25 protein-coding genes and 1 tRNA gene are annotated in these 22,246 nt (G+C 70.8%); 6 read left to right on the top strand and 20 right to left on the bottom strand.

Annotated features, from left to right (window positions below):
* Nucleotides 1-5: 5 nt before the first annotated feature.
* Nucleotides 6-3,293 (bottom strand): efflux RND transporter permease subunit, encoded by a 3,288-nt coding sequence (locus Sya03_RS02945; protein WP_203936566.1) that lies wholly within the window; start codon nucleotides 3,291-3,293, stop codon nucleotides 6-8.
* A 91-nt stretch (nucleotides 3,294-3,384) separates the two neighbouring features.
* On the opposite strand from Sya03_RS02945, the gene Sya03_RS02940 reads away from it, so the two are divergent.
* On the top strand, nucleotides 3,385-3,837 hold the full coding sequence (locus tag Sya03_RS02940; RefSeq protein ID WP_239107075.1) for a MarR family winged helix-turn-helix transcriptional regulator: 453 nt from the start codon (nucleotides 3,385-3,387) through the stop codon (nucleotides 3,835-3,837).
* Here the strand turns inward: Sya03_RS02940 and thrC are convergent.
* The 5 genes from thrC to argS all read right to left on the bottom strand — a co-directional run bounded on the left by thrC (nucleotide 3,823) and on the right by argS (nucleotide 9,686).
* Nucleotides 3,823-4,872: a threonine synthase gene (thrC, locus tag Sya03_RS02935; protein WP_203936565.1), complete on the bottom strand. Its 1,050-nt coding sequence runs from the start codon at nucleotides 4,870-4,872 to the stop codon at nucleotides 3,823-3,825. The two genes, Sya03_RS02940 and thrC, sit on opposite strands and share 15 nt — an antisense overlap.
* Nucleotides 4,873-4,948: 76 nt before the next feature.
* Complete coding sequence (locus Sya03_RS02930; protein WP_203936564.1) at nucleotides 4,949-5,317, bottom strand: VOC family protein; 369 nt, start codon at nucleotides 5,315-5,317, stop codon at nucleotides 4,949-4,951.
* Nucleotides 5,317-6,630 (bottom strand): homoserine dehydrogenase, encoded by a 1,314-nt coding sequence (locus Sya03_RS02925; protein WP_203936563.1) that lies wholly within the window; start codon nucleotides 6,628-6,630, stop codon nucleotides 5,317-5,319. The genes Sya03_RS02930 and Sya03_RS02925 overlap by 1 nt, the downstream gene beginning before the upstream one ends.
* Nucleotides 6,627-8,012: a diaminopimelate decarboxylase gene (gene lysA / locus Sya03_RS02920; RefSeq protein WP_203936562.1), complete on the bottom strand. Its 1,386-nt coding sequence runs from the start codon at nucleotides 8,010-8,012 to the stop codon at nucleotides 6,627-6,629. Before lysA ends, Sya03_RS02925 begins: the two co-directional genes overlap by 4 nt.
* Nucleotides 8,013-8,021: 9 nt before the next feature.
* The gene (gene argS / locus Sya03_RS02915) at nucleotides 8,022-9,686 is read right to left on the bottom strand and encodes an arginine--tRNA ligase (RefSeq protein WP_203936561.1); all 1,665 of its coding nucleotides are present in this window, start codon (nucleotides 9,684-9,686) and stop codon (nucleotides 8,022-8,024) included.
* Between the two features lie 117 nt (nucleotides 9,687-9,803).
* Here argS and Sya03_RS02910 point away from each other — a divergent pair, with 117 nt between their 5' ends.
* From Sya03_RS02910 to Sya03_RS02900, 3 genes are all read left to right on the top strand, one after another.
* Nucleotides 9,804-10,598 carry a thioredoxin-like domain-containing protein gene (locus Sya03_RS02910; RefSeq protein WP_203936560.1) on the top strand — a complete coding sequence of 265 codons (795 nt, stop codon included), beginning with the start codon at nucleotides 9,804-9,806 and terminating at the stop codon, nucleotides 10,596-10,598.
* Nucleotides 10,598-11,245, top strand: a complete 648-nt coding sequence (locus tag Sya03_RS02905) for a DUF305 domain-containing protein (RefSeq protein ID WP_203936559.1) — start codon at nucleotides 10,598-10,600, stop codon at nucleotides 11,243-11,245. Before Sya03_RS02910 ends, Sya03_RS02905 begins: the two co-directional genes overlap by 1 nt.
* Nucleotides 11,246-11,303: 58 nt before the next feature.
* Nucleotides 11,304-11,378 (top strand) — tRNA-Arg (locus tag Sya03_RS02900).
* An 81-nt stretch (nucleotides 11,379-11,459) separates the two neighbouring features.
* On the opposite strand, the gene Sya03_RS02895 is transcribed toward Sya03_RS02900, so the two are convergent.
* The 13 genes from Sya03_RS02895 to Sya03_RS02835 all read right to left on the bottom strand — a co-directional run bounded on the left by Sya03_RS02895 (nucleotide 11,460) and on the right by Sya03_RS02835 (nucleotide 20,279).
* A complete protein-coding gene (locus Sya03_RS02895) occupies nucleotides 11,460-12,896 on the bottom strand; it encodes a site-specific integrase (RefSeq protein ID WP_203936558.1) in 1,437 nt (478 codons plus the stop codon).
* Entirely contained in the window at nucleotides 12,896-13,069 is a 174-nt protein-coding gene (locus Sya03_RS02890; protein WP_203936557.1) for a helix-turn-helix transcriptional regulator, read from the bottom strand. Before Sya03_RS02890 ends, Sya03_RS02895 begins: the two co-directional genes overlap by 1 nt.
* 151 nt (nucleotides 13,070-13,220) lie before the next feature.
* Nucleotides 13,221-14,930, bottom strand: a complete 1,710-nt coding sequence (locus Sya03_RS02885) for a replication initiator (RefSeq protein WP_203936556.1) — start codon at nucleotides 14,928-14,930, stop codon at nucleotides 13,221-13,223.
* Complete coding sequence (locus tag Sya03_RS02880) at nucleotides 14,930-15,223, bottom strand: hypothetical protein (RefSeq protein ID WP_203936555.1); 294 nt, start codon at nucleotides 15,221-15,223, stop codon at nucleotides 14,930-14,932. The genes Sya03_RS02885 and Sya03_RS02880 overlap by 1 nt, the downstream gene beginning before the upstream one ends.
* Complete coding sequence (locus tag Sya03_RS02875; RefSeq protein WP_203936554.1) at nucleotides 15,220-15,930, bottom strand: hypothetical protein; 711 nt, start codon at nucleotides 15,928-15,930, stop codon at nucleotides 15,220-15,222. Before Sya03_RS02875 ends, Sya03_RS02880 begins: the two co-directional genes overlap by 4 nt.
* Entirely contained in the window at nucleotides 15,927-16,217 is a 291-nt protein-coding gene (locus Sya03_RS02870) for a hypothetical protein (RefSeq protein ID WP_203936553.1), read from the bottom strand. The genes Sya03_RS02875 and Sya03_RS02870 overlap by 4 nt, the downstream gene beginning before the upstream one ends.
* A complete protein-coding gene (locus Sya03_RS02865; protein ID WP_203936552.1) occupies nucleotides 16,214-16,606 on the bottom strand; it encodes an RRQRL motif-containing zinc-binding protein in 393 nt (130 codons plus the stop codon). Before Sya03_RS02865 ends, Sya03_RS02870 begins: the two co-directional genes overlap by 4 nt.
* The gene (locus Sya03_RS02860; protein ID WP_203936551.1) at nucleotides 16,603-16,908 is read right to left on the bottom strand and encodes a hypothetical protein; all 306 of its coding nucleotides are present in this window, start codon (nucleotides 16,906-16,908) and stop codon (nucleotides 16,603-16,605) included. Before Sya03_RS02860 ends, Sya03_RS02865 begins: the two co-directional genes overlap by 4 nt.
* A complete protein-coding gene (locus Sya03_RS02855) occupies nucleotides 16,905-17,342 on the bottom strand; it encodes a DUF6197 family protein (protein ID WP_203936550.1) in 438 nt (145 codons plus the stop codon). Before Sya03_RS02855 ends, Sya03_RS02860 begins: the two co-directional genes overlap by 4 nt.
* A gap of 112 nt (nucleotides 17,343-17,454) precedes the next feature.
* Nucleotides 17,455-17,871, bottom strand: coding sequence for a hypothetical protein (locus Sya03_RS02850; protein WP_203936549.1), 417 nt, complete (start codon nucleotides 17,869-17,871; stop codon nucleotides 17,455-17,457).
* On the bottom strand, nucleotides 17,868-18,662 hold the full coding sequence (locus Sya03_RS02845) for an FtsK/SpoIIIE domain-containing protein (protein ID WP_203936686.1): 795 nt from the start codon (nucleotides 18,660-18,662) through the stop codon (nucleotides 17,868-17,870). Before Sya03_RS02845 ends, Sya03_RS02850 begins: the two co-directional genes overlap by 4 nt.
* A gap of 134 nt (nucleotides 18,663-18,796) precedes the next feature.
* Nucleotides 18,797-19,675 (bottom strand): hypothetical protein, encoded by an 879-nt coding sequence (locus tag Sya03_RS02840; RefSeq protein ID WP_203936548.1) that lies wholly within the window; start codon nucleotides 19,673-19,675, stop codon nucleotides 18,797-18,799.
* Between the two features lie 283 nt (nucleotides 19,676-19,958).
* Nucleotides 19,959-20,279 (bottom strand): hypothetical protein, encoded by a 321-nt coding sequence (locus Sya03_RS02835; RefSeq protein ID WP_203936547.1) that lies wholly within the window; start codon nucleotides 20,277-20,279, stop codon nucleotides 19,959-19,961.
* Between the two features lie 170 nt (nucleotides 20,280-20,449).
* Between Sya03_RS02835 and Sya03_RS02830 the strand changes: the two genes are divergently transcribed.
* Together Sya03_RS02830 and Sya03_RS02825 are read left to right on the top strand one after the other, a co-directional pair.
* A complete protein-coding gene (locus Sya03_RS02830; protein WP_203936546.1) occupies nucleotides 20,450-21,193 on the top strand; it encodes a DUF5919 domain-containing protein in 744 nt (247 codons plus the stop codon).
* A 3-nt stretch (nucleotides 21,194-21,196) separates the two neighbouring features.
* Nucleotides 21,197-21,664 carry an NUDIX hydrolase gene (locus Sya03_RS02825; protein WP_203936545.1) on the top strand — a complete coding sequence of 156 codons (468 nt, stop codon included), beginning with the start codon at nucleotides 21,197-21,199 and terminating at the stop codon, nucleotides 21,662-21,664.
* On the opposite strand, the gene Sya03_RS02820 is transcribed toward Sya03_RS02825, so the two are convergent.
* Nucleotides 21,652-22,206: an HD domain-containing protein gene (locus Sya03_RS02820; RefSeq protein WP_203936544.1), complete on the bottom strand. Its 555-nt coding sequence runs from the start codon at nucleotides 22,204-22,206 to the stop codon at nucleotides 21,652-21,654. The genes Sya03_RS02825 and Sya03_RS02820 overlap by 13 nt on opposite strands.
* Nucleotides 22,207-22,246: the final 40 nt, after the last annotated feature.

Here is a 22,246-nt window from a genome sequence, read left to right as displayed (position 1 = left end):
CCGGGTCAGGAGGTGCTGGGCTTGTTGCGCGGCAGGCGCAGCACCTCGAACTGGTCGGTGTAGCCGCGCAGCGCCCTGCTCGCCGGCTCCGGCTTCGGCTCGGGCTCCGGCTCGCCCGCCGCCACGTTCGGCGGCGTCGGGTCCTCGGCGACGGGCGCCGGCTCCTCCGCCGCTGTCTCCGTGGCCTCCGTGGCTGCCGCGGGGGCCCCGCCCGCCTTGCGCAGGCGGCGGGCCGCGCGCCGCTCGCGGCTGCGGTCCTTGCGGGTCTCGACCATCGTGTACAGCGTCGGGACCAGCACCAGGGTCAGCAGCGTCGAGCTGATCAGGCCGCCGATCACGACCACCGCCAGCGGCTGCGAGATGAACCCGCCCTCGCCGGTCAGCCCCAGCGCCATCGGCACCAGCGCGAAGATCGTCGCCACCGCCGTCATGAGGATCGGCCGCAGCCGGCGCCGGCCGCCCTCGACCACCGCCTCCGTGACGCCCATGCCCTGCTTGCGGTACTGGTTGATCAGGTCCATGAGGACGATCGCGTTCGTCACCACGATGCCGACCAGCATCAGCATGCCGATCAGGGCGGGCACGCCCAGCGCGGTGCCGGTGGCCAGCAGCAGGCCGATCGCGCCGGTCGCCGCGAACGGGATCGACACGAGCAGCACCAGCGGCTGGGCGAAGCTGTGGAACGTCGCCACCATGATGATGAAGACGATGGCGATGGCGGCCAGCAGCGCGATGCCCAGGTCGCCGAACGCCTCGGCCTGCTCGGCGCTGACGCCGCCGATCTCGTACGACGCGCCGGCCGGCAGGGTCAGCGCGGTCAGCTTCGTGGTCAGCTCCCGGGTGGCGGCGCCGACGTTCGAGCCGGTCGCCGTTCCGGTGACGGTGGCGCTGCGGTCGCCGTCGATCCGGGTGATCTCGACCGGGCCGTTGACCTCGGTGACGTCGGCGACGTCGTCCACGGTCACCGGCCGGGCCCCGCCGGCCAGCGGCAGCGCCCGGACGGCGGCGACGTCGGCGGGCGCCTGACCCAGCCGCAGGATCACGTCACGCCGGGTGTCCTCGCCGGTCAGCCGGCCGAGCGGCTGGCCGCGGAACGCCCCGGCCACGGTCTGGCCGATCTGCGCCTCGGTGAGCCCGGCGCGGGCGGCCGCGGCGCGGTCCACCTGCACCTGCACCGTGGGCGAGCTGGCGGCCAGGTTGTCGGTCACGTCGGTGACGTCGGCGACCCCGGTCATCGCCTCGCGCACCTGGGCGGTGGCCGAGCGCAGCACCTCCGGGTCGGCGGCGCGCACCACGACGGCGAGCTGGTTGGCGTTGAAGCCGCCGCCGCCCTGGCCGGCGCCCACCGTGATCTCGCCGGCGGCGTCGCCGAGGGCGTCCACCTGGGTGCGCAGCTCGCGCTCGGCGACGAGCGCGTCCACGCCGTCGCGCAGCGCGATGGAGAACGTGGCGGAGTTGGAGCCGCCGCCGCCGGCGAACGGGTTGAACTCGCCGCTGCCGACGGTCACCTGGTACGACTCGACGTCGGGGCGCGCGGCGACGACCTGTTCGACCTGCCGGGCCGCCGCGTCGGTGACGGCGAGGCTGGCGCCGACCGGCATCTGCTGGCTGATGCTGAGCGTGTCCTGGCCGGACTGGTCGATGAAGTTGGTCTCCAGCCGGGTGGCGAGCGCGCCCGTGCCGAGAAGCACCAGCACGCCGATGAGCAGCGTGGCGACGCGGCGCTGGGTGGCGAACCGGATCACCGGCAGGTACGCGCGCTGCAGCGGGCTGCGCAGCTCCTTCTCCTCGGCGAGCCGGCGGGCGGTCTCGCCGTCGGCGCCGGGGTTGCTGGGCCGCAGGAACCAGTACGCCAGCACCGGGATGACCGTCAGCGACACCAGCAGCGAGGCGAGCAGCGCGACGGTGACGGTGATGGCGAACGGCGAGAACAGCTGGCCGACGAACCCGCCGACGAGCGCGATCGGCGCGAACACGGCGACGGTGGTGAGCGTGGACGCGGTGACGGCGCCGGCCACCTCGCGGACGGCGGTGAGGATGGCGGCCGAGCGCTCCTCGCCGTACTCCAGGTGCCGTTTGATGTTCTCCAGCACGACGATGGAGTCGTCGACGACCCGGCCGACGGCGATGGTCAGCGCGCCCAGGGTGAGCAGGTTGAGCGAGTAGTCGCCGACGTACAGGGCGATCAGCGCGACGACGACCGACAGCGGGATGCTCACGGCGGTGACCAGCGTCGAGCGCAGCGACAGCAGGAAGACCAGGATGACGATGACGGCCATGACGAGGCCGAGCAGGCCCTCGGTGGTGAGGGCCTCGATGGAGCGCTCGACGAACGGCGCCTGGTCGGAGATGACGGTCAGCTCGGCGCCCGCGGCGGTCTCCAGCTCGGCGAGCTGGTCGCGCACCTCGTGGGAGATGGTGACGGCGTTGCCGTCGGGCGCGGCGGTGACCGTCAGGCCCAGGCTGGCCTGGCCGTTGGTGCGGGTGTACGAGGTGGCCGGCGACTCCTGGGCGGCGACCGTGGCGACGCTGTCGAGCTGCACCGGCCCGGCGCGGCCCGGCAGGTAGACGTCGCCGAGCTGCTCGACGGTGGTGATGGGCGTGCCGACCTGCACGGTCAGCGAGCGCGGGCCCTCGGTCACCGAGCCGGCCGGGATGCTGACGCCGTTGGCCTGCAGCGCGGCGCCGATGGCCTGCGGCTGCACGCCGGCCGCGGCCAGCTTCGCCGGGTCGGGCGTGACGACGATCTGCTCGGAGCGGGCGCCGCTCACCGCGGCGTCGCGGACGCCCTCGATGGCGCGCAGCCGCGGCAGCACCTCGTCCTCCAGCCGCCGCGCGAGCTGCTGCTGGTCGCCGCCGGCCGACGCCGCCAGCACGATGGCCGGGATGTCGTCGGTGCCGCCCGCGAAGACGGTGGGCTCCACGTCGTCGGGCAGCTGCGACTGGATCCGGTTGATGGCCGTCTGGAGCTGGTTGACCGCGCCGTCGATGTCGGTGCCGAACTCGAACATCGCGGTGATCGTGGCGACGCCGTCGGTGGACGTCGAGGTCAGCTCCTCGATGCCGTCGACGCCGCGGATCGCGTCCTCGATGGGCGCGGTCACCTGCTGCTCGATGATCTCCGGCGAGGCGCCCTGGTAGGGCGCCGCGATGAAGGCGGCGGGGAACTCCAGGGACGGGAACAGCTGCTGCTTCAGCCCGGGCACGGCGAACACGCCGAAGCCGGTGATCACCAGCGAGACGAGGACGACCAGGACGCGGTTGGCGAGGCTGAGCCGGGCGAGGAACGACATGGGCGCTCTCCAGGAGAGGTACGGCCGAGGCTGATAGTTTGCCTTACACGAAGGATCGCGGGCGAGCCGGGGTGCTGATCAAGGAGGTGCTGTGCCGGAACCGCAGGAGGCCATCGACCGCATCATGGCCGCTCAGCTGCGCATGCAGGTGCTGTTCGCCCACGATCGGTCGAATCCGCTGCTGCGCTCGCACCTCACGATGCAGCAGCTGCGGATCCTGATCCTGCTCGAACTGCACGCCGGCGGCACCGGCCGTGAGCTGGCGGAACGCACCGGCGTCGGGCTGGCCACGATGACGGGCATGATCGACCGGCTCGCCGCACAGGGCCTGGTCGCCCGCCATGAGGACCTCCACGACCGCCGCGTCCGCCGGATCGCGCTGACCCCCGAGGGCCACCGCACGGTCGCGGACATCATGACCGCGGGCGCCGACCGGCAGCGAACGGTGCTCAGCCGCCTCTCAGCATCCGAACTGGCGGTAGTGGCCGAGGCGTGCGAGATCATGCTCCGTGAGGCGGAGCGGGAGGCGTCAGGCGAGGTCTAGCGCCCGCGCGGCGGCCAGCACGTCGTTGTGGATCGTCGTCGGCGACGGGGCGGTCGAGATGGCCCACTCGGGGTCCTTCAGGCCGTGCCCGGTCACCGTGCAGACGATCGTCGAACCCGCCGGCACCTGCCCCGCGGCCGCCTGCTGGAGCAGCCCGGCCACGCTCGCCGCGCTCGCCAGCTCGACGAACACGCCGACCTCGCGGGCCAGCAGCCGGTAGGCCGTCAGGATCTCCCGGTCGGTCACCGCGGCGATCAGGCCCTCGGAGGTGTCCCGGGCGTCCAGCGCCTTCGTCCAGCTCGCCGGGTTGCCGATGCGGATGGCCGTGGCGATGGTCGACGGCTCGCGCACGGCCTCGCCGTTGACGATCGGGGCCGCCCCCGACGCCTGGAAGCCGAACATGCGCGGCAGCCGCTTGCTGTTGCCGGCCTCGTGGTCCTGCCGGTACCCCATCCAGTACGCCGAGATGTTGCCCGCGTTGCCCACCGGCAGGCAGTGGATGTCGGGGGCGTCGCCGAGCGCGGCCACGATCTCGAACGCGGCCGTCTTCTGGCCCTCCAGCCGGTCCGGGTTGACCGAGTTGACCAGGGAGACCGGGAAGTCCTGCGACAGCTTGCTGGCCAGCGCCAGGCAGTCGTCGAAGTTGCCGTTGACCTGCAGCAGCTTGGCGCCGTGCACCAGCGCCTGGGCCAGCTTGCCCAGCGCGATCTTGCCCTGCGGCACGAGCACCGCGCAGGTCAGCCCGGCCCGCGCCGCGTACGCCGCCGCCGACGCGCTGGTGTTGCCCGTCGACGCGCAGATGATCGCCTTCGAGCCGGCCTCGACGGCCTTCGACACCGCCATCGTCATGCCGCGGTCCTTGAAGGAGCCCGTCGGATTGGCGCCCTCGACCTTCAGGTAGACGTCGCAGCCCGTGCGCGCCGACAGCACCGGCGCCGGCACGAGCGGTGTGTTGCCCTCATGCAGCGTGATCACGGGCGTGGCGTCGGTGACCGGCAGGCGGTCGCGGAAGGCCTCGATCAGTCCCCGGTACATGGGGTTTCTCCTTCAGAGGGCGCAGGCAACCCGTCGACTATGCCGCACCAGCCTATTCTCCCAGGCCGGATGCCCATCAGGCGGGAACGTGCGAAACCGCCTCGACATTGTTGCCGTCCGGGTCGCGGACGAACGCGCCGTAGTAGTGCTCGTGGTACTCGGGGTGCACGGCCGGGGCGTGCAGCACCTCGGCGCCCGCCGCGACGGCCGCCGCGAAGAACGCGTCCACGGCCGGTCGGTCGGCCGCGCGGAACGCGATGTGCGACTCGCGGAAGCCGTCGCCGGAGTCGAACCGGCCGATCCAGAAGTCCGGCTTGTCGGCGCCGTAGCCGATCGCGACCTCGTAGTTCATCAGCTGCCGGAAGCCGAGCGGGGCGAGCACGGCGTCGTAGAACGCCGCGCTCGCCGCCAGGTCGGCGCACTGGATGCCCACGTGGTCGAGCATCAGGCCCCGCCCTCCACCCGCAGCACGCTCGCGATCGACCGCACGATGTCCAGCCCGCGCAGCTCCTCGACCGTGGCGGCCAGCGCCGCGTCCGGGGCGCCGTGCGTGACGATCACCAGCACGGCGTCGTCGGCCCGGCCGGACTGGCGCACCGTCGCGATCGACACCTCGTGCTTGGCGAACACCCCGGCCACCGTGGCCAGCACGCCGCGGCGGTCCGCCACGTCGAGGCTGATGTGGTAGCGGGTCATCGCCTCGCCCATCGGGCGGATCGGCAGGTGCGCGTAGTTCGACTCGCTGGCCGCCCGGGTGCCGGCGAGCTTGTTGCGCGCCACCGCCACCACGTCGCCCAGCACCGCGCTGGCCGTCGGGGCGCCGCCGGCGCCGCGGCCGTAGAACATCAGCTGGCCGGCGGCCTCCGCCTCGACGAACACGGCGTTGAACGCGTCGCCGACGCTCGCCAGCGGGTGCGAGCGCGGGATCATCGCCGGGTGCACGCGCACCGCCACCGACTCCCGGCCGCTCGCGTCCGGGCCGCGCTCGGCGATGCACAGCAGCTTGATCGTGCAGCCCATCTCCTTCGCCGACGCCACGTCCGACGCCGTCACCGCGGTCATGCCCTCGCGGTGCACGTCGGCGGCGGTGACCCGGCTGTGGAACGCCAGCGAGGCCAGGATGGCGGCCTTCGCGGCGGCGTCGAACGCGTCCACGTCGGCGGTCGGGTCGGCCTCCGCGTAGCCCAGCTCGGTGGCCTCCTCCAGCGCCTCGGTGAAGCCGGCGCCGGTGGCGTCCATGGAGGACAGGATGAAGTTCGTCGTGCCGTTCACGATGCCGGTGACCCGGGTGATGCGGTCGCCGTGCAGCGACTCGCGCAGCGGCCGCAGCAGCGGGATCGCCCCCGCCACCGACGCCTCGTAGTAGAGGTCGGCGCCGCCCTCGGCCGCCGCGTCGTGCAGGGCCGCCCCGTCCTCGGCGAGCAGCGCCTTGTTCGCGGTGACGACGCTCTTGCCCGCCCGCAACGCCTCCACCAGCCAGGTGCGGGCCGGCTCGATGCCGCCCACCACCTCGACGACCACGTCGACGTCGTCGCGCTTCACCAGCCCGAGCGCGTCCGTGGTGAACAGGCCCGCGTCGACGGGCAGCGGGCCGCGCTCGCGCCCCAGGCGGCGCACGGCGATGCCCACGATCTCGATCCGGGCGCCCACCCGGGCCGTCAGGTCGTCGGCCTGCTCCCCCAGCAGGCGTACCACCTCGGCGCCGACGGTGCCGCAGCCGAGCAGCGCGACGCGCACGGTCCGGTCAGAAACGCTCATCCCACATCCAATGCGAGCAGGTCGTCCTCGGTCTCCCGGCGGACGATCACGCGGGAGGCGCCGTCGCGCACCGCCACCACGGGCGGCCGGGGCACGTGGTTGTAGTTGCTGGCCATGCTGCGGCAGTACGCGCCGGTGCCGGGTACCGCGAGAAGATCTCCGGGCTGCACGTCGGCGGGCAGGAATTCATCCTTCACGACGATGTCCCCGGATTCACAGTGCTTTCCCACGACGCGGGCCAGAATGGGCTCCGCGTCACTCGCCCGGGAGGCCACCGTCGCCGAGTACGAGGCGTCGTAGAGCGCGGTGCGGATGTTGTCGCTCATCCCGCCGTCGACGCTCACGTACGTGCGGATGCCGTCGACGTCCTTGACCGTGCCGACCTCGTACAGCGTGAAGACCGCCGGGCCCACGATGGCCCGGCCGGGCTCGATCGACAGCTTCGGCACCCGCAGCGACGCCAGGTCGCACTCGCTCTCGACGATCTTGGTGATCCGCTTCGCCAGGTCCGCCGGCGCGCTCGGGTCGTCCTGCGTCGTGTACGCGATGCCGAAACCGCCGCCCAGGTCCAGCTCCGGCAGCTCCACCCCGCGCGCGTCGCGCACCTGTTCCTGCAGCGACAGCACCCGCCGGGCCGCCACCTCGAAGCCGGACGTGTCGAAGATCTGCGAGCCGATGTGCGAGTGCAGGCCGCGCAGGTCCAGCACCCCCTCGTCGAGGATCTTCGCGCAGGCCGCGAACGCCGCCCCGCCCTGCAGCGAGAAGCCGAACTTCTGGTCCTCGTGCGCGGTGGCGATGAACTCGTGGGTGTGCGCCTCGACGCCCACCGTGACCCGCACCAGCACGCCCGGGCGGGTGCCCGTCCGGCGTGCGATCGCGGTCAGCCGGTCGATCTCGGTGAACGAGTCGACGATGATGCGCCCCACCCCGGCCTCGACGGCGCGCTCCAGCTCGCGCACCGACTTGTTGTTGCCGTGGAAACCCATCCGCTCGGCCGGGAAGCCCGCCGCCAGCGCCGTCGCCAGCTCGCCGCCCGAGCACACGTCGAGGAACAGGCCCTCCTCGGCGACGATCCGCACGACCGCCTTGCACAGGAACGACTTGCCCGCGTAGTACACGTCCGCGTCCGCGAACGCGTCCCGGAAGTCGCGGCAGCGCGCCCGCAGGTCGTCCTCGTCCAGCACGTACGCCGGCGTGCCGTGCTCGGCCGCCAGGTCCGCCACGCTCACGCCGCCGACCGTCAGGTCACCGGCGTCCGCGCGGGCCACCGTGCGCGGCCACAGCTGCGGCACCAGCGCGTTGACGTCGCCGGGGGTGCGGAGCCAGGCCGGCCCGCGGCTGCCGAGGTCGCCGTGCAGCGCCCCCGCCTCATGTGCTCGCATGTGTTCTTCCTACATCCGCTCGGGCGCCGAGACGCCGAGAAGCTCCAGACCGTTGGCGAGGACCACCCGGGTCGCCTCCACCAGCCACAACCGCGCCCGGGTCAGGTCGGTCGCCGCCTCGTCGCCCTGCGGCAGGACCCGGCAGGCGTCGTAGAAGCGGTGGTAGTTGTTGGCCACCTGCTCCTCCAGGTAGCGGGCGATGCGGTGCGGCTCCCGCAGCTCGGCGGCGGTCGCCACCACGGCCGGGAAGTCGCCGAGCGTCTTGAGCAGGTCGTTCTCCCGCTCGTGGCTCAGCAGCGCCGCGTCGAAGTCGTCGCCGCGCCCGATGCCCAGCTCCGCGGCGTTGCGCAGCAGGGAGGAGATGCGGGCGTGCGCGTACTGCACGTAGAACACCGGGTTGTCGCTCGACTTCCGGGTGATCTCCTCGATGTCGAGGGTCAGCGTCGAGTCCGTGGACGAGCGGGCCAGCGAGTACCGGGCCGCGTCCACGCCGACCGCCTCGACCAGCTCGTCCAGCGTGATGATGTTGCCGGCGCGCTTCGACAGCCGCACCGGGACCCCGCCGCGCAGCAGGTTGACCAGCTGGCCGATCAGGATCTCGATGTTGACGTCCGGGTCGTCGCCCGCGCACGCCGCGATCGCCTTGAGCCGGCCCACGTAGCCGTGGTGGTCGGCGCCCAGCATGTAGATGCACCGGTCGAAGCCGCGCTCGCGCTTGTTGATGTAGTACGCCGCGTCGGCCGCGAAGTACGTCTTCTCCCCGTTCGACCGGATCAGCACCCGGTCCTTGTCGTCGGTGAAGTCGGTGGTGCGCAGCCAGATCGCACCCTCGGACTCGTAGATGTGGCCCTGCTTGCGCAGCTCGTCGAGGGCGTGCTCGACCGCGCCGCCGTCGTGCAGGGTGCGCTCGGAGAACCACACGTCGAAGTGCACCCCGAAGCGCTCCAGGCTCTCCCGCATCTCCTGCAGCATCATCAGGTAGCCCTGGTCGCGGAAGCTCAGCAGCGCCTCGTCGGCGGGCAGCGACAGGATCTCCGGGTCGGCGGCCACGATGCGCTGGGCGATCTCGGCCACGTACTCGCCGCCGTAACCGTCCTCCGGCGCCGGCTCGCCCGTCGCCGCGGCCATCAGCGACCGGCCGAACCGCTCGACCTGCGCGCCCGCGTCGTTGATGTAGTGCTCGCTGGTCACCTCGGCGCCCGCGGCGGCCAGGATGCGGTGCAGCGAGTCGCCCACCGCCGCCCACCGGGTGTGCCCGAGGTGGATGGGGCCGGTGGGGTTCGCCGACACGAACTCCAGGTTGACGCGCTGGCCGGCGAGCTGCTCGCTGCGGCCGTACTCCCGCCCCGCCTGCACCACCAGGCGCGCCAGCGACCCGGCGGCGGCCGCGTCCAGGCGGATGTTCAGGAAGCCCGGGCCGGCGATCTCGACGCTCTTGACGCCCGGCGCCCGGCCCAGCTCCTCGGCCAGCGCGGTGGCCAGCTCGCGCGGATTGTTCAGACCCGCGCGCTTCGCGACCTGCATCGCCAGGTTGGACGCGTAGTCTCCGTGCTCCGGGTTGCGGGGTCGCTCAACGGTGATCGACGCCGGCAGCACGGAGAGATCCAGACCACGCGCCGTGAAAACGGCACGGGCGGCGGTGAGAACAGTCGCGGCGAGCTTGGCGGGAGTCACCGAGACATGTTACCGGGGGTAGACTCGGCCACTCGGCGGCGGCCCGAGGCGACGATGACCTGTGACACCCTGCCCGTGGGCGCGGCTCCCCCTGACGGAACGACCTGACGAGGCACGATGAGCATAAGCACGTCGGGCGGCGGCGCAGAGCGCCGGCCGTCCACGGTCAAGGTTGACAAGACCACCGGCGCGGGCAAGCCCCCGGCGGCCAAGAAGGCGGCCGGTGCCCGTCCCGCGGGCAAGGGCCCGCAGGGCAAGGGGGGCGGCGGCAAGGGCCGCAAGCCCATCGCGCCCGTCAAGGTCAGCGGCGGGCGCAACTGGGGCCCGATCGCCGTCGCCGGCGCGGTCGTCCTGGTTGCCCTGGGCATCATCGGCGTGGGCATCTTCTACACGGTGCGCAGCGACAACGCCGGATCGTGGGAGGACCAGGCGGCCGCCATCGACGGCGTCGTCAACTACCGCGAGACGGACCCGAAGCTGGTCGAGGGCTCCCAGCACCAGGCCGGCCCGATCCAGTACACGATCCTGCCGCCGGTCGCCGGGCAGCACAACGCCGTCATCCAGACCTGCATGGGCAACGTCTACGACGCGCCCATCGCCAACGAGCACGCCGTGCACAGCCTCGAGCACGGCGCCGTCTGGATCACCTACAAGCTCGGCCTGCCCGCCGCCGACGTGGAGAAGCTCGCCGAGAAGGTCCAGGGCCGCGAGAAGATGATGATGAGCCCCGTCGAGGGCCTCGACTCGAACGTCTCGCTGCAGGCCTGGGGCTACCAGCTGAAGGTCCCCTCCGCCGACGACGAGCGCATCGACCAGTTCATCAAGGCGCTGCGCGTCAACGCCTCCATCGAGGGCGCCACCGCCACCTGCGACGGCGGCGTCAGCACGACCGGCACCACGCCGGCGGCCTAGTGGCCACCACGACCGAGACCGCCGCGGCGGTGGAGAGCCCCTCCACCGCCCCGGCGGGCGGCGCCTACCGCTGGGTCCTCGCCCTGCTCGTCGGCCTGGCCCTCGGCGTGGGCGTCGGCATCGTCGCCCCCCGCCTGCTCACCACCGGCCCGGCGGAGAACTCCCCCGAGGCCGGCTTCGCCCGCGACATGTCCACCCACCACGCCCAGGCCGTCGAGATGGGCATGATCGCCTACACCTCGGCCTCGAACGGCGAGGTCCGCTTCATGGGCCGCGACATCGCCCTCACCCAGCAGGGCCAGGTCGGCATGATGCAATCCTGGCTGCGCGAATGGGACCTCAGCCCCACCGGCGACGAGCCCCCCATGGCCTGGATGCCCAACGCGGCCGGCTCCGTGCAGAACGGCCTCATGCCCGGCATGGCCACCCCGCAGGAGATCGAGAAACTGAAGGCCGCCACCGGCCCCGCCGCCGACCGGCTGTTCCTCGAGCTGATGATCCGCCACCACCTCGGCGGCATCCACATGGCCCAGGCCATCCTGGACGTCACCGACGAGGACCAGGTCCGCGAGATGGCCCAGATCGCCGTCGACGGCCAGCAGCGCGAACTCAACGACATGAACGCACTGCTCAAAACCCTGCCCTGACGCGCGCCGGGCCCCACGGCCCGGCGCCGTCGGCACCTGCTAGGCTTCTCGTCACTGAGCCCCCGTAGCTCAGGGGATAGAGCGTCGCCCTCCGGAGGCGAAAGCGCAGGTTCGAATCCTGCCGGGGGCACCAAGCTCGACCAGGGCATTCGCCCCGCTGACCAGCGGAAACAGATCTCGTTCATTAGAACGGCTGTACGACTGTGTCCGGCCATCACTGGCTCGCTACGGCAATCTGTGCCCAATACGTGCCCAAGTTCGGCACGGCCTGCCGGGCACCGTAGCCGGCCTCCATCCTGCGACGCAGCTCCTGCTCTCCCCCGGCGAGGCACTTGGCGTAGTTGCGCCACAGGATCTCGGGTGACTGCCCGGCCCATTCGGCTACCTGCGTGGGTGAGATGCCGGCGTTGAGCTGGGTGGAAATGGCAGCGTGGCGGAGGTCGTAGGGCGTCTCAGCCAGTGGCGATGCGTAGACCTCCGCGGTGAAGGCATCGGCACGCGCCTGCCGCCAGATCCGGTTGATGGTCAGCACCGGCAGCTCGGCCTTGTTGCGCTCCCCCACGAACAGCCGGCCACCGGGCCCGAGACCGAACCGGGCGATGTGCTCGCGGAGGATCTTCGTCAGCACCGGCGGGCACGGCACCCTGCGAACCTCGCCGATGGCCCGCTGCTTGAGCTGCCGGCGATCCCGGTTGGTCCCGGAGTCGGTCCACGCCTTCCCTGCGTGCGGCTCCGCCACTTCCAGGACGAACTCACCCCAGGCGTCATCACTGTCCGGCAGGACCAAGTTGTGCGGCACCCGGATGCCCACGCCTTCCTCCGGACGCAGAGCGGCGTAGTACAGGCAGGCGTAGTAGGCCACCATGCGCGGACCGATCCGACCCTGCCGCTTGACGGCCTCAAGAAGTGACCGGGCCTGCATGGGATTGATGACTCGGCGACGATCGACGCCGCTTCCGGAGGCCCGTGGCGGGGTCCATTTCAGGTCGTTCCACGGGTTCCGTGGGAGCGCCTTGATCTCGACGCCGTGCTCCAACATCGCCGTGAAGATCTTCCGCCGTCGCGAGGTGACCACCGGCGAGCCCGGCGTGCCGTCCAGCTTCAGCGTCAGGCCGTCCAGCGTCCGGCGCAGCACCTCGGCGTCCAGGAGGTCAGCGGCCGGCCGGGTGTTGCGAGCGACCCAGGACAGCGTTGCCCGTATCTCCGGCGGCATGGCGTCCTCGTCGGCGCGGGCCGGCGTGTTGAACGCCCAGCGGCGCAGCGCGGTGCGGATCAACCTGTCGTCGGGCTTGCCCTTGGTGCGGGCGAACAACTGCGGGATGACAGCCGTCAGAGCCTCAGCAGCGGTCTTGCGCGTCATGGCCGCCGCTCGGGGCCACTTCAGGTCGACGTACGAGCAGGCGAGGTCGTAGCACGACAGGTCCCGCGACGCGCGGTGCATCGAGACCGGCCGGCCGGTGGCAACGACGAACGCCTCCCCCTTGCGCGCGGCCGAGGTGAGATCCGACAGGAAGCCGGCCGCCAAGGTCTTCTGCTTGAACGGCTCCTTGAACGGCTCACCGGCCACCTTCCACCGCACCCAGTAGGTCGTGGTCCGGGCGCCGCGATAGACGTAGGTCTTGTAGAGCCGCACGTCGTAGCTGGTCTCCATCAGGCGGCCCGGCCCTCGTCGTGCTCGTCCAGCCACCGCTCGAACTCGGAGCGCCGGATGCGCAGCTCTCCGTTCGGCATCTTGATGCACCGAGGAGCGCAACGCTTCGCGCGCCACTCGTAGAACGTGGAGCGAGCGATGTCCAGTTCCTCGCAGAACTCCACGATGGTCATGTACGACTTCACTCGCGGTGCGGCCGGCACTTTCACGGATCAGTTCTCCTTCGAGACAGCGGTCAGGAAAACGGATCGAGCCGCATGGGAAGCGGCGATCAGGCTCAAGGCGCTCCTGCGAACGGCAGGGGTTCTGCAATTGCTGTTCGGCTCACGCCGCGCGCAAGGCCGATGCGACGACCTGCAGCCCAGCTTCGTGGGCCAACTCTTCGCGGCCGGCTTCGTGTCGGGCGCGGGCCATCGCGGCGGCGGTGTTGGCGAGCAGGGCGTCACCGCTGGTGTGCCAGCCGACGCCGGCGAACGTAAGCGTGCCGACGATGAGGGTGGTCTCGGCGTCGAGGTGGTCGACGGACCGGACCACCCCAGCGGTCTCGTCGGTGCGTTCCTGTTGGCGGCGGAAGTCGACGCGGGTGTCGCGCAGGATCTTGAAGGTGACCGAGTAGCGGCGGGCTTTGGTAAGGAAGTGGCCGCCGTAGCCGAGCATGTGAGCCCATCGGCGCAGCCGCGCATAAGGGTTGGCCGGCGGACCGCTGCCAGCCGGTTCGGTGTCAAGGCCGGGTTGACGCTTCGGCCGGTCGCCCAATGGCGCGGGCGTGTGGGTGGCACGTCCGATGCGCCAGCAGGCGTCGATGAGGCGGGCGATGTGGTCACCCTCGGCGTCGGCGTGGGTGTCGACATTGTCGCCGGTAATGCGGGTGGTGGTGTGCCCGGTGGCCTCGGTGCTCTTTGTGGCGTACTTGGCAAGGTAGCCCGCGACCATGCCGTCAGAGACCTCACCTACACCCGTCAGGGTGATGGGCCGGATGTCGACGAACTTGCCCTTGCCCTCGTCACCCCACGCCATCGGCCACCCGTCCGGCCGGTCAGGGTGCGCCGGGGTGGCGAATCCAGTCGAGGCGGCCGCGTCGGTGACAGCCTGGGCGAGGTCGTCGAGGGTGAGGCCAGCAGGCGGCGGAATCATGGCGGCCGGGTCGTTGGAGTCGACGCCGTCGAGGCGGACCAGGACGTGGAAGTGCACCGCGCCGCGGCGTTGCATCTCGGCGGCCTTGCCGTGTGACAGCCGCACGGGCGACACCCGCCGGGCCTTGCCGTTGGCGTCGACGAGCTGCGGGAACGGGATGCGGCGGGAACGAGCGAGCTTGCGTAGGGCGCGTTCGGCAGTCTGCTTGGTGCGGTGCCACAGTTCGGCGGCGAAGAGGTTGAAGACGGCTTGGTGGTCGTGGTCGTAGCAGTCGAGGCAGAGCGGCTGGCCGAGGAGGGGCTCGTCGCGGTCGTGGCGGGCCCAGCACACCGCCGGCTGACCGTGGGAGCAGGTGCCGGCGTCGCGGCGGGCGTGGCACGGCTCGGGGCGGCAGTCGCAGCGCCGCCGGTCGGTGCAGGTGTGCTTGCGGACCCGGCGGGTGTGGACGGTGCCGAAAGAAGGTGCGACGAAGGTGGCGAAGACGGCCGGGTGCCGGGACACGGTCTCGGGGACGCCCTTGCCGCCGACGAGGCCGGCGCGCAGGAGTTGGTAGGCGTCGCGCTGGTAGGTGCGCGAGCAGGACGGGCACACGGAGCCGCGGCGGTTGCCGCACGCCTTGTAGATGGCGGCGTCGGGGAGCTGGTCGGTGTGCCGGGCGTCGAGGATCCGGCCGGTGTTCGCTTCGACGGTGTGCACGGAGCCGGTCAGGCGGATGGGGCGGGTGCAGCCGGCGGCCGCGCGGATGTGGTCGAGCCAGCCGAAGTAGTCCGGTCGGCCGGCGCGGTCGAGGGCCTGCCCGGCGGTGGTGAACAGCGGCGGCAGTTGGGTCCAGGTGTCGGCGTTCGAGCCCGCGCCCTGGGCGGAGTGCTCCCAGGGTGCGAGGTCCAGCGTCGAAACCATCAGGCAGCAACCCCAGCAGTCGGGTGCTGCGGGGCCGTGCCCATGAACTCGTTCCTGACCTGCCGCTCGGTGACCGTGACCCGACAGGACGGGCATTGACGGTCAGCCGGGGCGTGCCGGCCACACGCCAAGGTGGTGGTGGTGACGTCGCCGCACCGGATGGTGACCGGCTGACGGCACGGGCCGCCGGGCACCAGGCCGACGACGGTGCGGGTGGTGTCGTAGGGGTGGGGTTGTGGGTCGGAGGGGCAGGTGTGGGTGCGGTGGTGGACGTCGACGAGGACGTACGTCATCGGGCACCGCCCGTCAGGACGACCGGAGTGCCGTTGACCGGATGGGTGGGTTGGCCAGTGATGGCGGTGATGAGCTGTCCGGCGACGGCCGGTGTGACGCTCATGCGGGCGGCCAGCTCGGCAGCGGTGATGGGACGGCCGGTGGTCTGCTCGTGGTTGTTGACCGCGAACCGGGCAACGGTGAGCAGATGCGCCGGCGGCTCGACCGGTAGGACAACGACCGGCTGCGCCGGTGCGGGTGTGGGAATGGTGTCGGGCTCGTCGACGAGCTGAGCGACCGGCTCGGCCGCAGGCCCGACAGGCTCGGCGGGTGTGGTGCTGACCGGAGCCAGGACCAGCTTGACGAGGGCCATGAACGCCAAGGCGGGCACGGCGGACAGAAGCCACCCGGACGGGCCGGGCTTGGCGACCGCGAGTTGGGCGGCGAGGGAAAGGCCGGCGGCGGCGATGAGCAGGGTCATCGGGTAGCCGATAGGTCCGCCGTGCCGCTTGCGGCGGCGGATCGTCAGCAATGCGGCGATGGGGACGAGTTCGGAGATGACGGCGTTGGCCCAGCCGAACCAGCCGGGCGTGCCGACCGGGGTGTTGTCCATCGTCCAGTCGTGGACGTGGGTGAAGGAGGCGGCGCCGGCGGCAAGGCCGACGAGGATCAGGATGGCGACCAGGACGCGGCTTTCCAGCCGCTCGGTGCGGGACGTTGTGGTCATCGAATGCCCCCGTCGTTGGTCAGCGGGAAGACGGCAGTAACGCCGACGCAGGTCGGGCAGTACACCGCGGCCAGGCCGTGGCAGAGAAGCGCAACCGCGAGGTCGGCGGGGCGCTGGAAGACGGCGGGGAAGACGGACAGGTCGGCGCAGGTGTCGCACCACATTTGGGTGGGGCACATGCGGTAGATCTCGCCGAGGTCGGGGTGGATGCCGTCGGGGGTGAAGCCGTCGATGCACCAGGGGCAGGCGGCGGCGGTCTCGTGGTCGTGACGCACGGGGGCGGTCATGGAGTCACCTCCGGGGTGCAGTCGAGGCAGGCGCCGGTGCGGCGCGGAATGTAGTAGTCGCGGACCGTTCCGCAGACGCCGCAGGTGCGGCGGGCGGTCAGGGCCTTGTCGATGGCGTCGCGTTGGGCCGCGGTGGCGGTGCGCTTCGGCGCTGCCAGGTCACGGCGGTAGAGGTAGGCGACCCGCTTGCCGCCACGCCAGAGGATCTGGGCGATGACGGGCTGCCCGGCCGGGCGCAGCCCATCGGCGCGGAGCTGCCGGCGGGTGACCAGGCCGGTGGGCGCGCACTGGTAGGGAAAGGTCGGGAAGCCGTAGCGGCTACCCGTGGGGTCGAAGAACGGCGACAGGTAGCCGGCCTCGATCGGCAGATCGTCGAAGGTGGTGGTCATGCGGCACCGCCCCAGCGCTGCTGTGCGGCCTGGCGGGTGATGCCGAGCCGTAGGGCGATTTCGGCCCAGGAGTAGCCGTAGGCGCGCAGTCCGATGACGGCGCGGCCGATGGCCCGGTCGAGTTCGACCGAGAGGCCGACCATGTCGGTGAGGGCGTCGACGTCGCCGGTGGCGACGCGCTTGGCGTAAGCCCGGACGACGCGGCGCGTGAAAGCCGCGTACTCGTCGTTCTCCACCCGGTGCCGGCGACCAGGCTTCGGGCGCTTGGATGTCAAGGCGCGGTTGACGCTCGCCGGGTTCACCGGATGCTCCCGGCGGTCGCGGTGCTCCACTCGTTGGCGGCCGTCGTGAGGGCGTCCACGACCTCATCGAGCGTGCGGCCGGGATGGTCGTTCCAGTCCCCGATGACGTCGATCGAGCTGGGCGGGAAGCCCTCGTCGGGGGTGCGGTCGGAATCGAGGTAGTCGGCGAGGAAGCGCATGGCGCGCATGGCGTCGTAGTGCTCCGGCTCGGGCTCGTCGAGGGTGCAGATGCCGGAAGCGATGAAGCGGCCGTAGGCGGCGATCGTGATAGCGCCGGCGGTGCAGGCCGGCGGGAACGCGTCGGAGTCGCCGCCGGTGAGGTCGTAGAACTGGCCGGTGGTCCAGCCGTGCAGGCGCAGGTAGGTGGCGGCGCCGCGCAACAGCTCCGCCGGTGTCGGCCGGGTCTCGGTCGGTGGGTTGTGGGTAGCCTTCATGGCAGCCACGTCCTTTCGAGGGCTGGTGTGTGGTCGGCAGGACCCGCCGTGCTTGCAGGCGATGGGTCGGGTCCTGTCGGCCGTGCGATATGCGGTAGTCGTTTCGGGATGGTCAGCAGCCGGGGCAATGCCGGCGGTTCCTGGTGTCGGCCGCCAATGCGGCGATGACGGCGAGGACGAGTGCGACGCCGCCGATGGTGGCGGCGTGCGCGGTGATGAACTCGATGAGCTGGCCGAGCAGGTACGCGACGGCGGCGAGGACACCGGTGGCGACGCCAGCGGCGGTGGCGCCCAGGGCGACGATCCGACGGATACGCCGGTTCCTGCAGGTGACCCCGACCGAGCGGGCCGAGGCGGTGTCGCGCAGACGCAGGATGATGCGGCAGGTGCCGGCGGCGGTGGGCCGAGGCGCGGTCGCGGCGACGAGGGTGCCGGCGGCGGTGTGGTTGGCGAGCAGGTTGGCGAGCTGGGCCGGAGTCCCGGTGACGGTGTGGTCGGTGAACCGGGAAGCCGGAATCTGAGTGGTCATGCGGCCATCCCCCAATCGAAGGCAGCAGTGGTGGGCCGACGCAGCCAGGCGGCGTAGTCGGCGATGGCGTAGATGTCGGCGTCGGACAGGTACGCCGCCTTGACGCGGCGCGGGAGGCCTCCCTCGGCGAGCAGGTAGGCGGCGCCCTGGTTGGTGGGGCTGATGTCCGCGGCGTTGTAGCCCTGCTCGGCCCAGCCCTGACCGAGGATGATGTTCGACGAGTTGAGCGAGGTGCAGCGGAACGCTGCGCGGAAGCCGAACAGGTCGCGCAGGCTGGCGGGGATGATGTCCCAGCTCGGGCGCTGGGTGGCGGCGATGACGGGCATGCCGCAGGCTCGGCCGAGCGACACCAGGCCCCGAAGCAGGGACTCGAACTCTTCCTGCTGCGGCTTGGTCCCGAGCACGGTCGAATACATCGCGAGCTCGTCGATGATGGTGACGATCACGGATAGGTCGTCGTAGCGGTTGACCTTGCGTCGCTCGTGTGCGAGCAGCCACTGGTAGCGGTTGTCCGCCACGGTCACGAGGCGGCGCAGGACGCTGATGGCGTGGTCGAGGTCGCGGCCGACGAACTCGTCGGCGATGTGCCGCCAGGGGCCGAGTTCCACCCACTTGGCGTCGAACAGGACCAGGCGGGTGTTGTCGCATAGGGCGGCGGTGCCGGCGGCGAGGTTGAGCAGGCCGGACTTGCCGCCTCCCGGCTCGCCGGCGGCGAGCAGGTTGCGGTAGACGACGTCGAGGAAGACGGCCTCGCCGAACTCGTCGATCCCGACGAACATCGGGTCGAACATCGACAGGCCAGGCCCGACAGGCACCCGATCGGTGCCGAGCGGGTCACGAGCGATCGAAGACACGGTGCCTCCAGGGCAAGTGGGTGGGCGCGGACAATCTGCAGGCAGGTAGCCCGCGCCCGATCAGTGGTGGGTCAGATCCAGTCGTTGATGTCGTCGTCGGTCGACGACGGGTCGGCAGAGCTGGCGGCCGGCTTCTTGCCGTTGGGGTTGCCGGCCGACTTCGCGGCCTTGGCGAGCGCGGGTTCGTCGGCGACGTCGGGCAGATCCAGGGCGGTCGGCATGGTGGCCGGCTGCCGCGGAACCTTCGGGGTGTCCGGGTCGACGACGTCGACGAGCGGGGTACCGACGTTGGCGGTCAGCACCTCGCGGCGCTTGATGTCGAAGCGCAGGTACGCGGAGTTGCCCTCGCCGGCGCGTTCCACCAGAACGGAGTAGGCGTGGCAGGCGACGGCGATCTTCTCCAGGCGGCCTTGCAGGTCCGCGACGGACAGGCCGGGGCGCAGGTAGATCCAGACCCGTTCCCCGACCGGGGTAGGGCGGGCCCACAGGATCAGCGGCAGCGAACCGGACTGGTTCGCCACGATGAACTGCGCGAAGCACACACGCAGGCGGTGCCGGACGATGACGCACCACGCCAGGGCGATGAGCCGTCGGCGGATGGCCGGCACAAGCGCGGGCACGCCGACGACCAGGCCGACGATGACGAAGCGCACCCACATCGGGGTGTGCTGCGCGAGCTGGACCCAGCCGTACATGACGGCGGTGACGAAGGCGATCTCCGGCAGCCACCACCAGACGAGCCGGATGACCGGCCAGATGCGGAACAGCGCCCACGCCAGGGCCCCTGACGGGCCGCCGACAGCGACGCCCAGCAGAGCGGCGAGGATCGGGTGCATAGTCGCCGAGGCGACGATCATCGTGACGACGCCGACCACCAGAGCGGCGATGATGAACGCAAAGCGGGCCCGACGCTCGGACGAGCGGTGAACCTTGGCCTCGATGACCGTCACCGTTCCGGAGCGTCGACCGAACGCACGGTTTGGGGTAAATTTGGGCACGGCAAGTCCTCCCAAGGACAAGTTGGGATGAGGGATTTGTTGGCTGGCACGGGGTCGGCAGGTTGCAGCCAGTACCGACCCCGCGCCACATCTCGGGTATAACCACCGGGCGTGGTCACCGCGGGAACACTGCGAGCGCTGTGCTTCCCGGCTTACGGATCAGCGGGCGAGTAGGCCGCTTCGGTGGAGCTGGATGCCACGGACACAGTGGCGGGCAGTACGGGTGATGCGAGGCCTACTTGGCCGCCGGAGTCCCAGAGTTCGGCTTCAGCGACACCGCACGGAACGCGACGCCGTTACGCCCGTTGGTCGCCCACGGGATGGCCTCGAGCTGCTCGATGGCGACGAGCTGACCAACAGTCACGTTCGGCTTCTCACCCGCCGTCGTGATGCTGATGACCTCGCCACCGGTCTCGTCGAGCACGATGACCTGGGTGGACCACATGAGCCGGCCCGTCCCCTTCTCGGACCGCTGGTTGCCGTTCTGGTCGTTCTTCGGCTCACTGGCCTTCGACACCGTGACCTGCTTGCCGGTCGTGTCCACGTAGAGCTTCACGAGGGTTACCTCCCTGTCCTGAGCGCGTCCCCTGTGGACGACTGCTCTGGGTGCGGCTTGCTGGCCGCACCTCAATGGGACTGCGGGGGAGGTGACGTCGGAACGGCCTTGCCGTGACGCTTGGGACGTTTATAGTGGGGAAAACGTCCCGGTCGATCTGGGGAGCGGCGATGGCGAACGAACGGCTCAAAGATGCCCTTGACCGCGCCCGCGTGACGGCGGCCGAGCTGGCGCTCTACACCGACCACGACGTGAAGACGGTGAGCCGGTGGCTGGGTGGCCGCGTCCCACATCCCCGCACTCGCTTCAAGATTGCGAAGCGGCTGAAGGAGGACGAAGACTATCTGTGGCCCGGCGTCCGGAAGTCGGAGGCCGAAGGGCCAGACGCGGCCGGCGTGGTGCAGTTCTACGCGAGCCGCGGTGCCGTACCACCGACCCTGTGGGACCGGCTGCTGGACCAGGCCGTCGACGACATCGGGATTCTGGTCTACGTCGGCATGTTCCTCACCGAGAAGCCCGACCTGCTCAAGCGCCTGCGAGTGAAGGCCGAGGCCGGCACGCTGGTGCGGATCCTGCTGGGTGACCGGGACAGCGACGCAGTTAAGCAGCGGAGCCAAGACGAGGGCATCGGCCGGGACACGATCTCAGCGAAGATTCACCAGGCGGAAGCGTTCTTCCGGCCGGTCCGCGAGGTCGACAACATCGAGATCCGCAAGCACGGGACGGTTTTGTACAACTCCATCTACCGCTTCGATCGGGACATGATCGTCAACCCCCACGTGTACGGGAAGACCGCCCCGATGGCGCCGGCGTTGCATCTCCGGCAGACGGGAACCCCGGGCTTGTTCGACACGTACGCCGAGAGTTTCGAGGCCGTTTGGGCATCCGCCTCGCTTTCCAGTGGTGAGGTCTAGGGCATGCCTAAGACGGACTACCTCAACGACCCTGACGCCCCCCGAGCGAACGCCCTGGTGGTGGCTGTCGCGGTTGTCGTACTGGACGAGAGTGGCCGGGTGCTCCTCATCAGGCGTTCGGACAACGGCTACTGGGCGCTTCCCGGTGGCGCTCAGGATCTCGGCGAAAGTACTGCTCAGGCTGCCATCCGTGAGGTCAGTGAAGAGACCGGGATTGACGTCGAGATCGTTGGAATCTCCGGCATCTACTCGAACCCGAGGCATGTCATCGCCTACGACGACGGCGAGGTTCGGCAGGAATTCTCGATCTGCCTGCGGGCACGTCCGGTGGGCGGGTCGCTACGGACCAGCGACGAGTCCAGCCAGGTGGATTGGGTGGACCCGGCCGAGCTGGCGGAGCGCCGGATACACCCGACGATGCTTCTCCGCATCAAGCACGGCCTAGAGGCGCAAGAGCCCTACATCGGTTGAACCTGTTCCCGCAGGCGCGCGGTGGTGCGGTCGATGGCTGCCGACAGGTCCGGGGCAGCGGCGTCGATGAAGGCCGTCACCAAGTCGTCCGGGCCGTACCGCTGCTTGATCTCCTCAACCCGGCTCTGGAAGCTGGTGGGCTCTCCGTCGGGCGTCGTGGTGAGGTCACACATCCACAGCGCGTCCCGTATCGGGCTCTCCTCATCAACGAACTCTGCCAGCTGGTCGGCAAGTCCGCGGAGCTGCGCTTCCCGGACCGCGCATGAGTGATGGGCTACGAGGTGCACCAGGCGCTCGGGCGCCTCAATCGATCGCAGGTACAAAGCCCCGTCGAGCGGATGGAAGCCAGTACGAACAACGTTTGGGGCGTAGCCGACATCGTGCAGGACCGCTGCTGCCTCTAGAATCGCTGCGTCGTCCCCGACCACTGTCGAGAGACTCCGCGCCTTCCACGCCACTCCTTGCACGTGAGCCCAGCGGCGTGGTAGCGCTGCAGCGAGATTCCGACCCGCGATCTCGTACGCCCAGATGACCAGAGACATGGCTAGACGATAGCGGGAGTGGAACGGTGCCGAAACGTCC

Origin of the sequence: Spirilliplanes yamanashiensis, from assembly GCF_016863475.1 — a bacterium.
Taxonomy (GTDB): Bacteria; Actinomycetota; Actinomycetes; order Mycobacteriales; family Micromonosporaceae; genus Spirilliplanes; species Spirilliplanes yamanashiensis.
This window is presented reverse-complemented; position numbering and strand designations above follow the sequence as displayed.

What these genes read in the sequence shown, in the direction of transcription:
- Sya03_RS02825 (WP_203936545.1), top strand. Translation starts at nt 21,197, where the DNA reads ATGCCTAAGACGGACTACCTCAACGACCCTGACGCCCCCCGAGCGAAC.
- Sya03_RS02880 (WP_203936555.1), bottom strand. Translation starts at nt 15,223, where the DNA reads ATGACGTACGTCCTCGTCGACGTCCACCACCGCACCCACACCTGCCCC.
- Sya03_RS02850 (WP_203936549.1), bottom strand. Translation starts at nt 17,871, where the DNA reads ATGACCACTCAGATTCCGGCTTCCCGGTTCACCGACCACACCGTCACC.
- thrC (WP_203936565.1), bottom strand. Translation starts at nt 4,872, where the DNA reads ATGTACCGGGGACTGATCGAGGCCTTCCGCGACCGCCTGCCGGTCACC.
- Sya03_RS02830 (WP_203936546.1), top strand. Translation starts at nt 20,450, where the DNA reads ATGGCGAACGAACGGCTCAAAGATGCCCTTGACCGCGCCCGCGTGACG.
- Sya03_RS02865 (WP_203936552.1), bottom strand. Translation starts at nt 16,606, where the DNA reads ATGACCACCACCTTCGACGATCTGCCGATCGAGGCCGGCTACCTGTCG.
- Sya03_RS02875 (WP_203936554.1), bottom strand. Translation starts at nt 15,930, where the DNA reads ATGACCACAACGTCCCGCACCGAGCGGCTGGAAAGCCGCGTCCTGGTC.
- Sya03_RS02890 (WP_203936557.1), bottom strand. Translation starts at nt 13,069, where the DNA reads ATGACCATCGTGGAGTTCTGCGAGGAACTGGACATCGCTCGCTCCACG.
- Sya03_RS02930 (WP_203936564.1), bottom strand. Translation starts at nt 5,317, where the DNA reads ATGCTCGACCACGTGGGCATCCAGTGCGCCGACCTGGCGGCGAGCGCG.
- Sya03_RS02895 (WP_203936558.1), bottom strand. Translation starts at nt 12,896, where the DNA reads ATGGAGACCAGCTACGACGTGCGGCTCTACAAGACCTACGTCTATCGC.
- Sya03_RS02870 (WP_203936553.1), bottom strand. Translation starts at nt 16,217, where the DNA reads ATGACCGCCCCCGTGCGTCACGACCACGAGACCGCCGCCGCCTGCCCC.
- lysA (WP_203936562.1), bottom strand. Translation starts at nt 8,012, where the DNA reads ATGCGAGCACATGAGGCGGGGGCGCTGCACGGCGACCTCGGCAGCCGC.
- Sya03_RS02855 (WP_203936550.1), bottom strand. Translation starts at nt 17,342, where the DNA reads ATGAAGGCTACCCACAACCCACCGACCGAGACCCGGCCGACACCGGCG.
- Sya03_RS02945 (WP_203936566.1), bottom strand. Translation starts at nt 3,293, where the DNA reads ATGTCGTTCCTCGCCCGGCTCAGCCTCGCCAACCGCGTCCTGGTCGTC.
- Sya03_RS02820 (WP_203936544.1), bottom strand. Translation starts at nt 22,206, where the DNA reads ATGTCTCTGGTCATCTGGGCGTACGAGATCGCGGGTCGGAATCTCGCT.
- Sya03_RS02885 (WP_203936556.1), bottom strand. Translation starts at nt 14,930, where the DNA reads ATGGTTTCGACGCTGGACCTCGCACCCTGGGAGCACTCCGCCCAGGGC.
- Sya03_RS02925 (WP_203936563.1), bottom strand. Translation starts at nt 6,630, where the DNA reads ATGAGCGTTTCTGACCGGACCGTGCGCGTCGCGCTGCTCGGCTGCGGC.
- Sya03_RS02845 (WP_203936686.1), bottom strand. Translation starts at nt 18,662, where the DNA reads ATGTTCGACCCGATGTTCGTCGGGATCGACGAGTTCGGCGAGGCCGTC.
- Sya03_RS02910 (WP_203936560.1), top strand. Translation starts at nt 9,804, where the DNA reads ATGAGCATAAGCACGTCGGGCGGCGGCGCAGAGCGCCGGCCGTCCACG.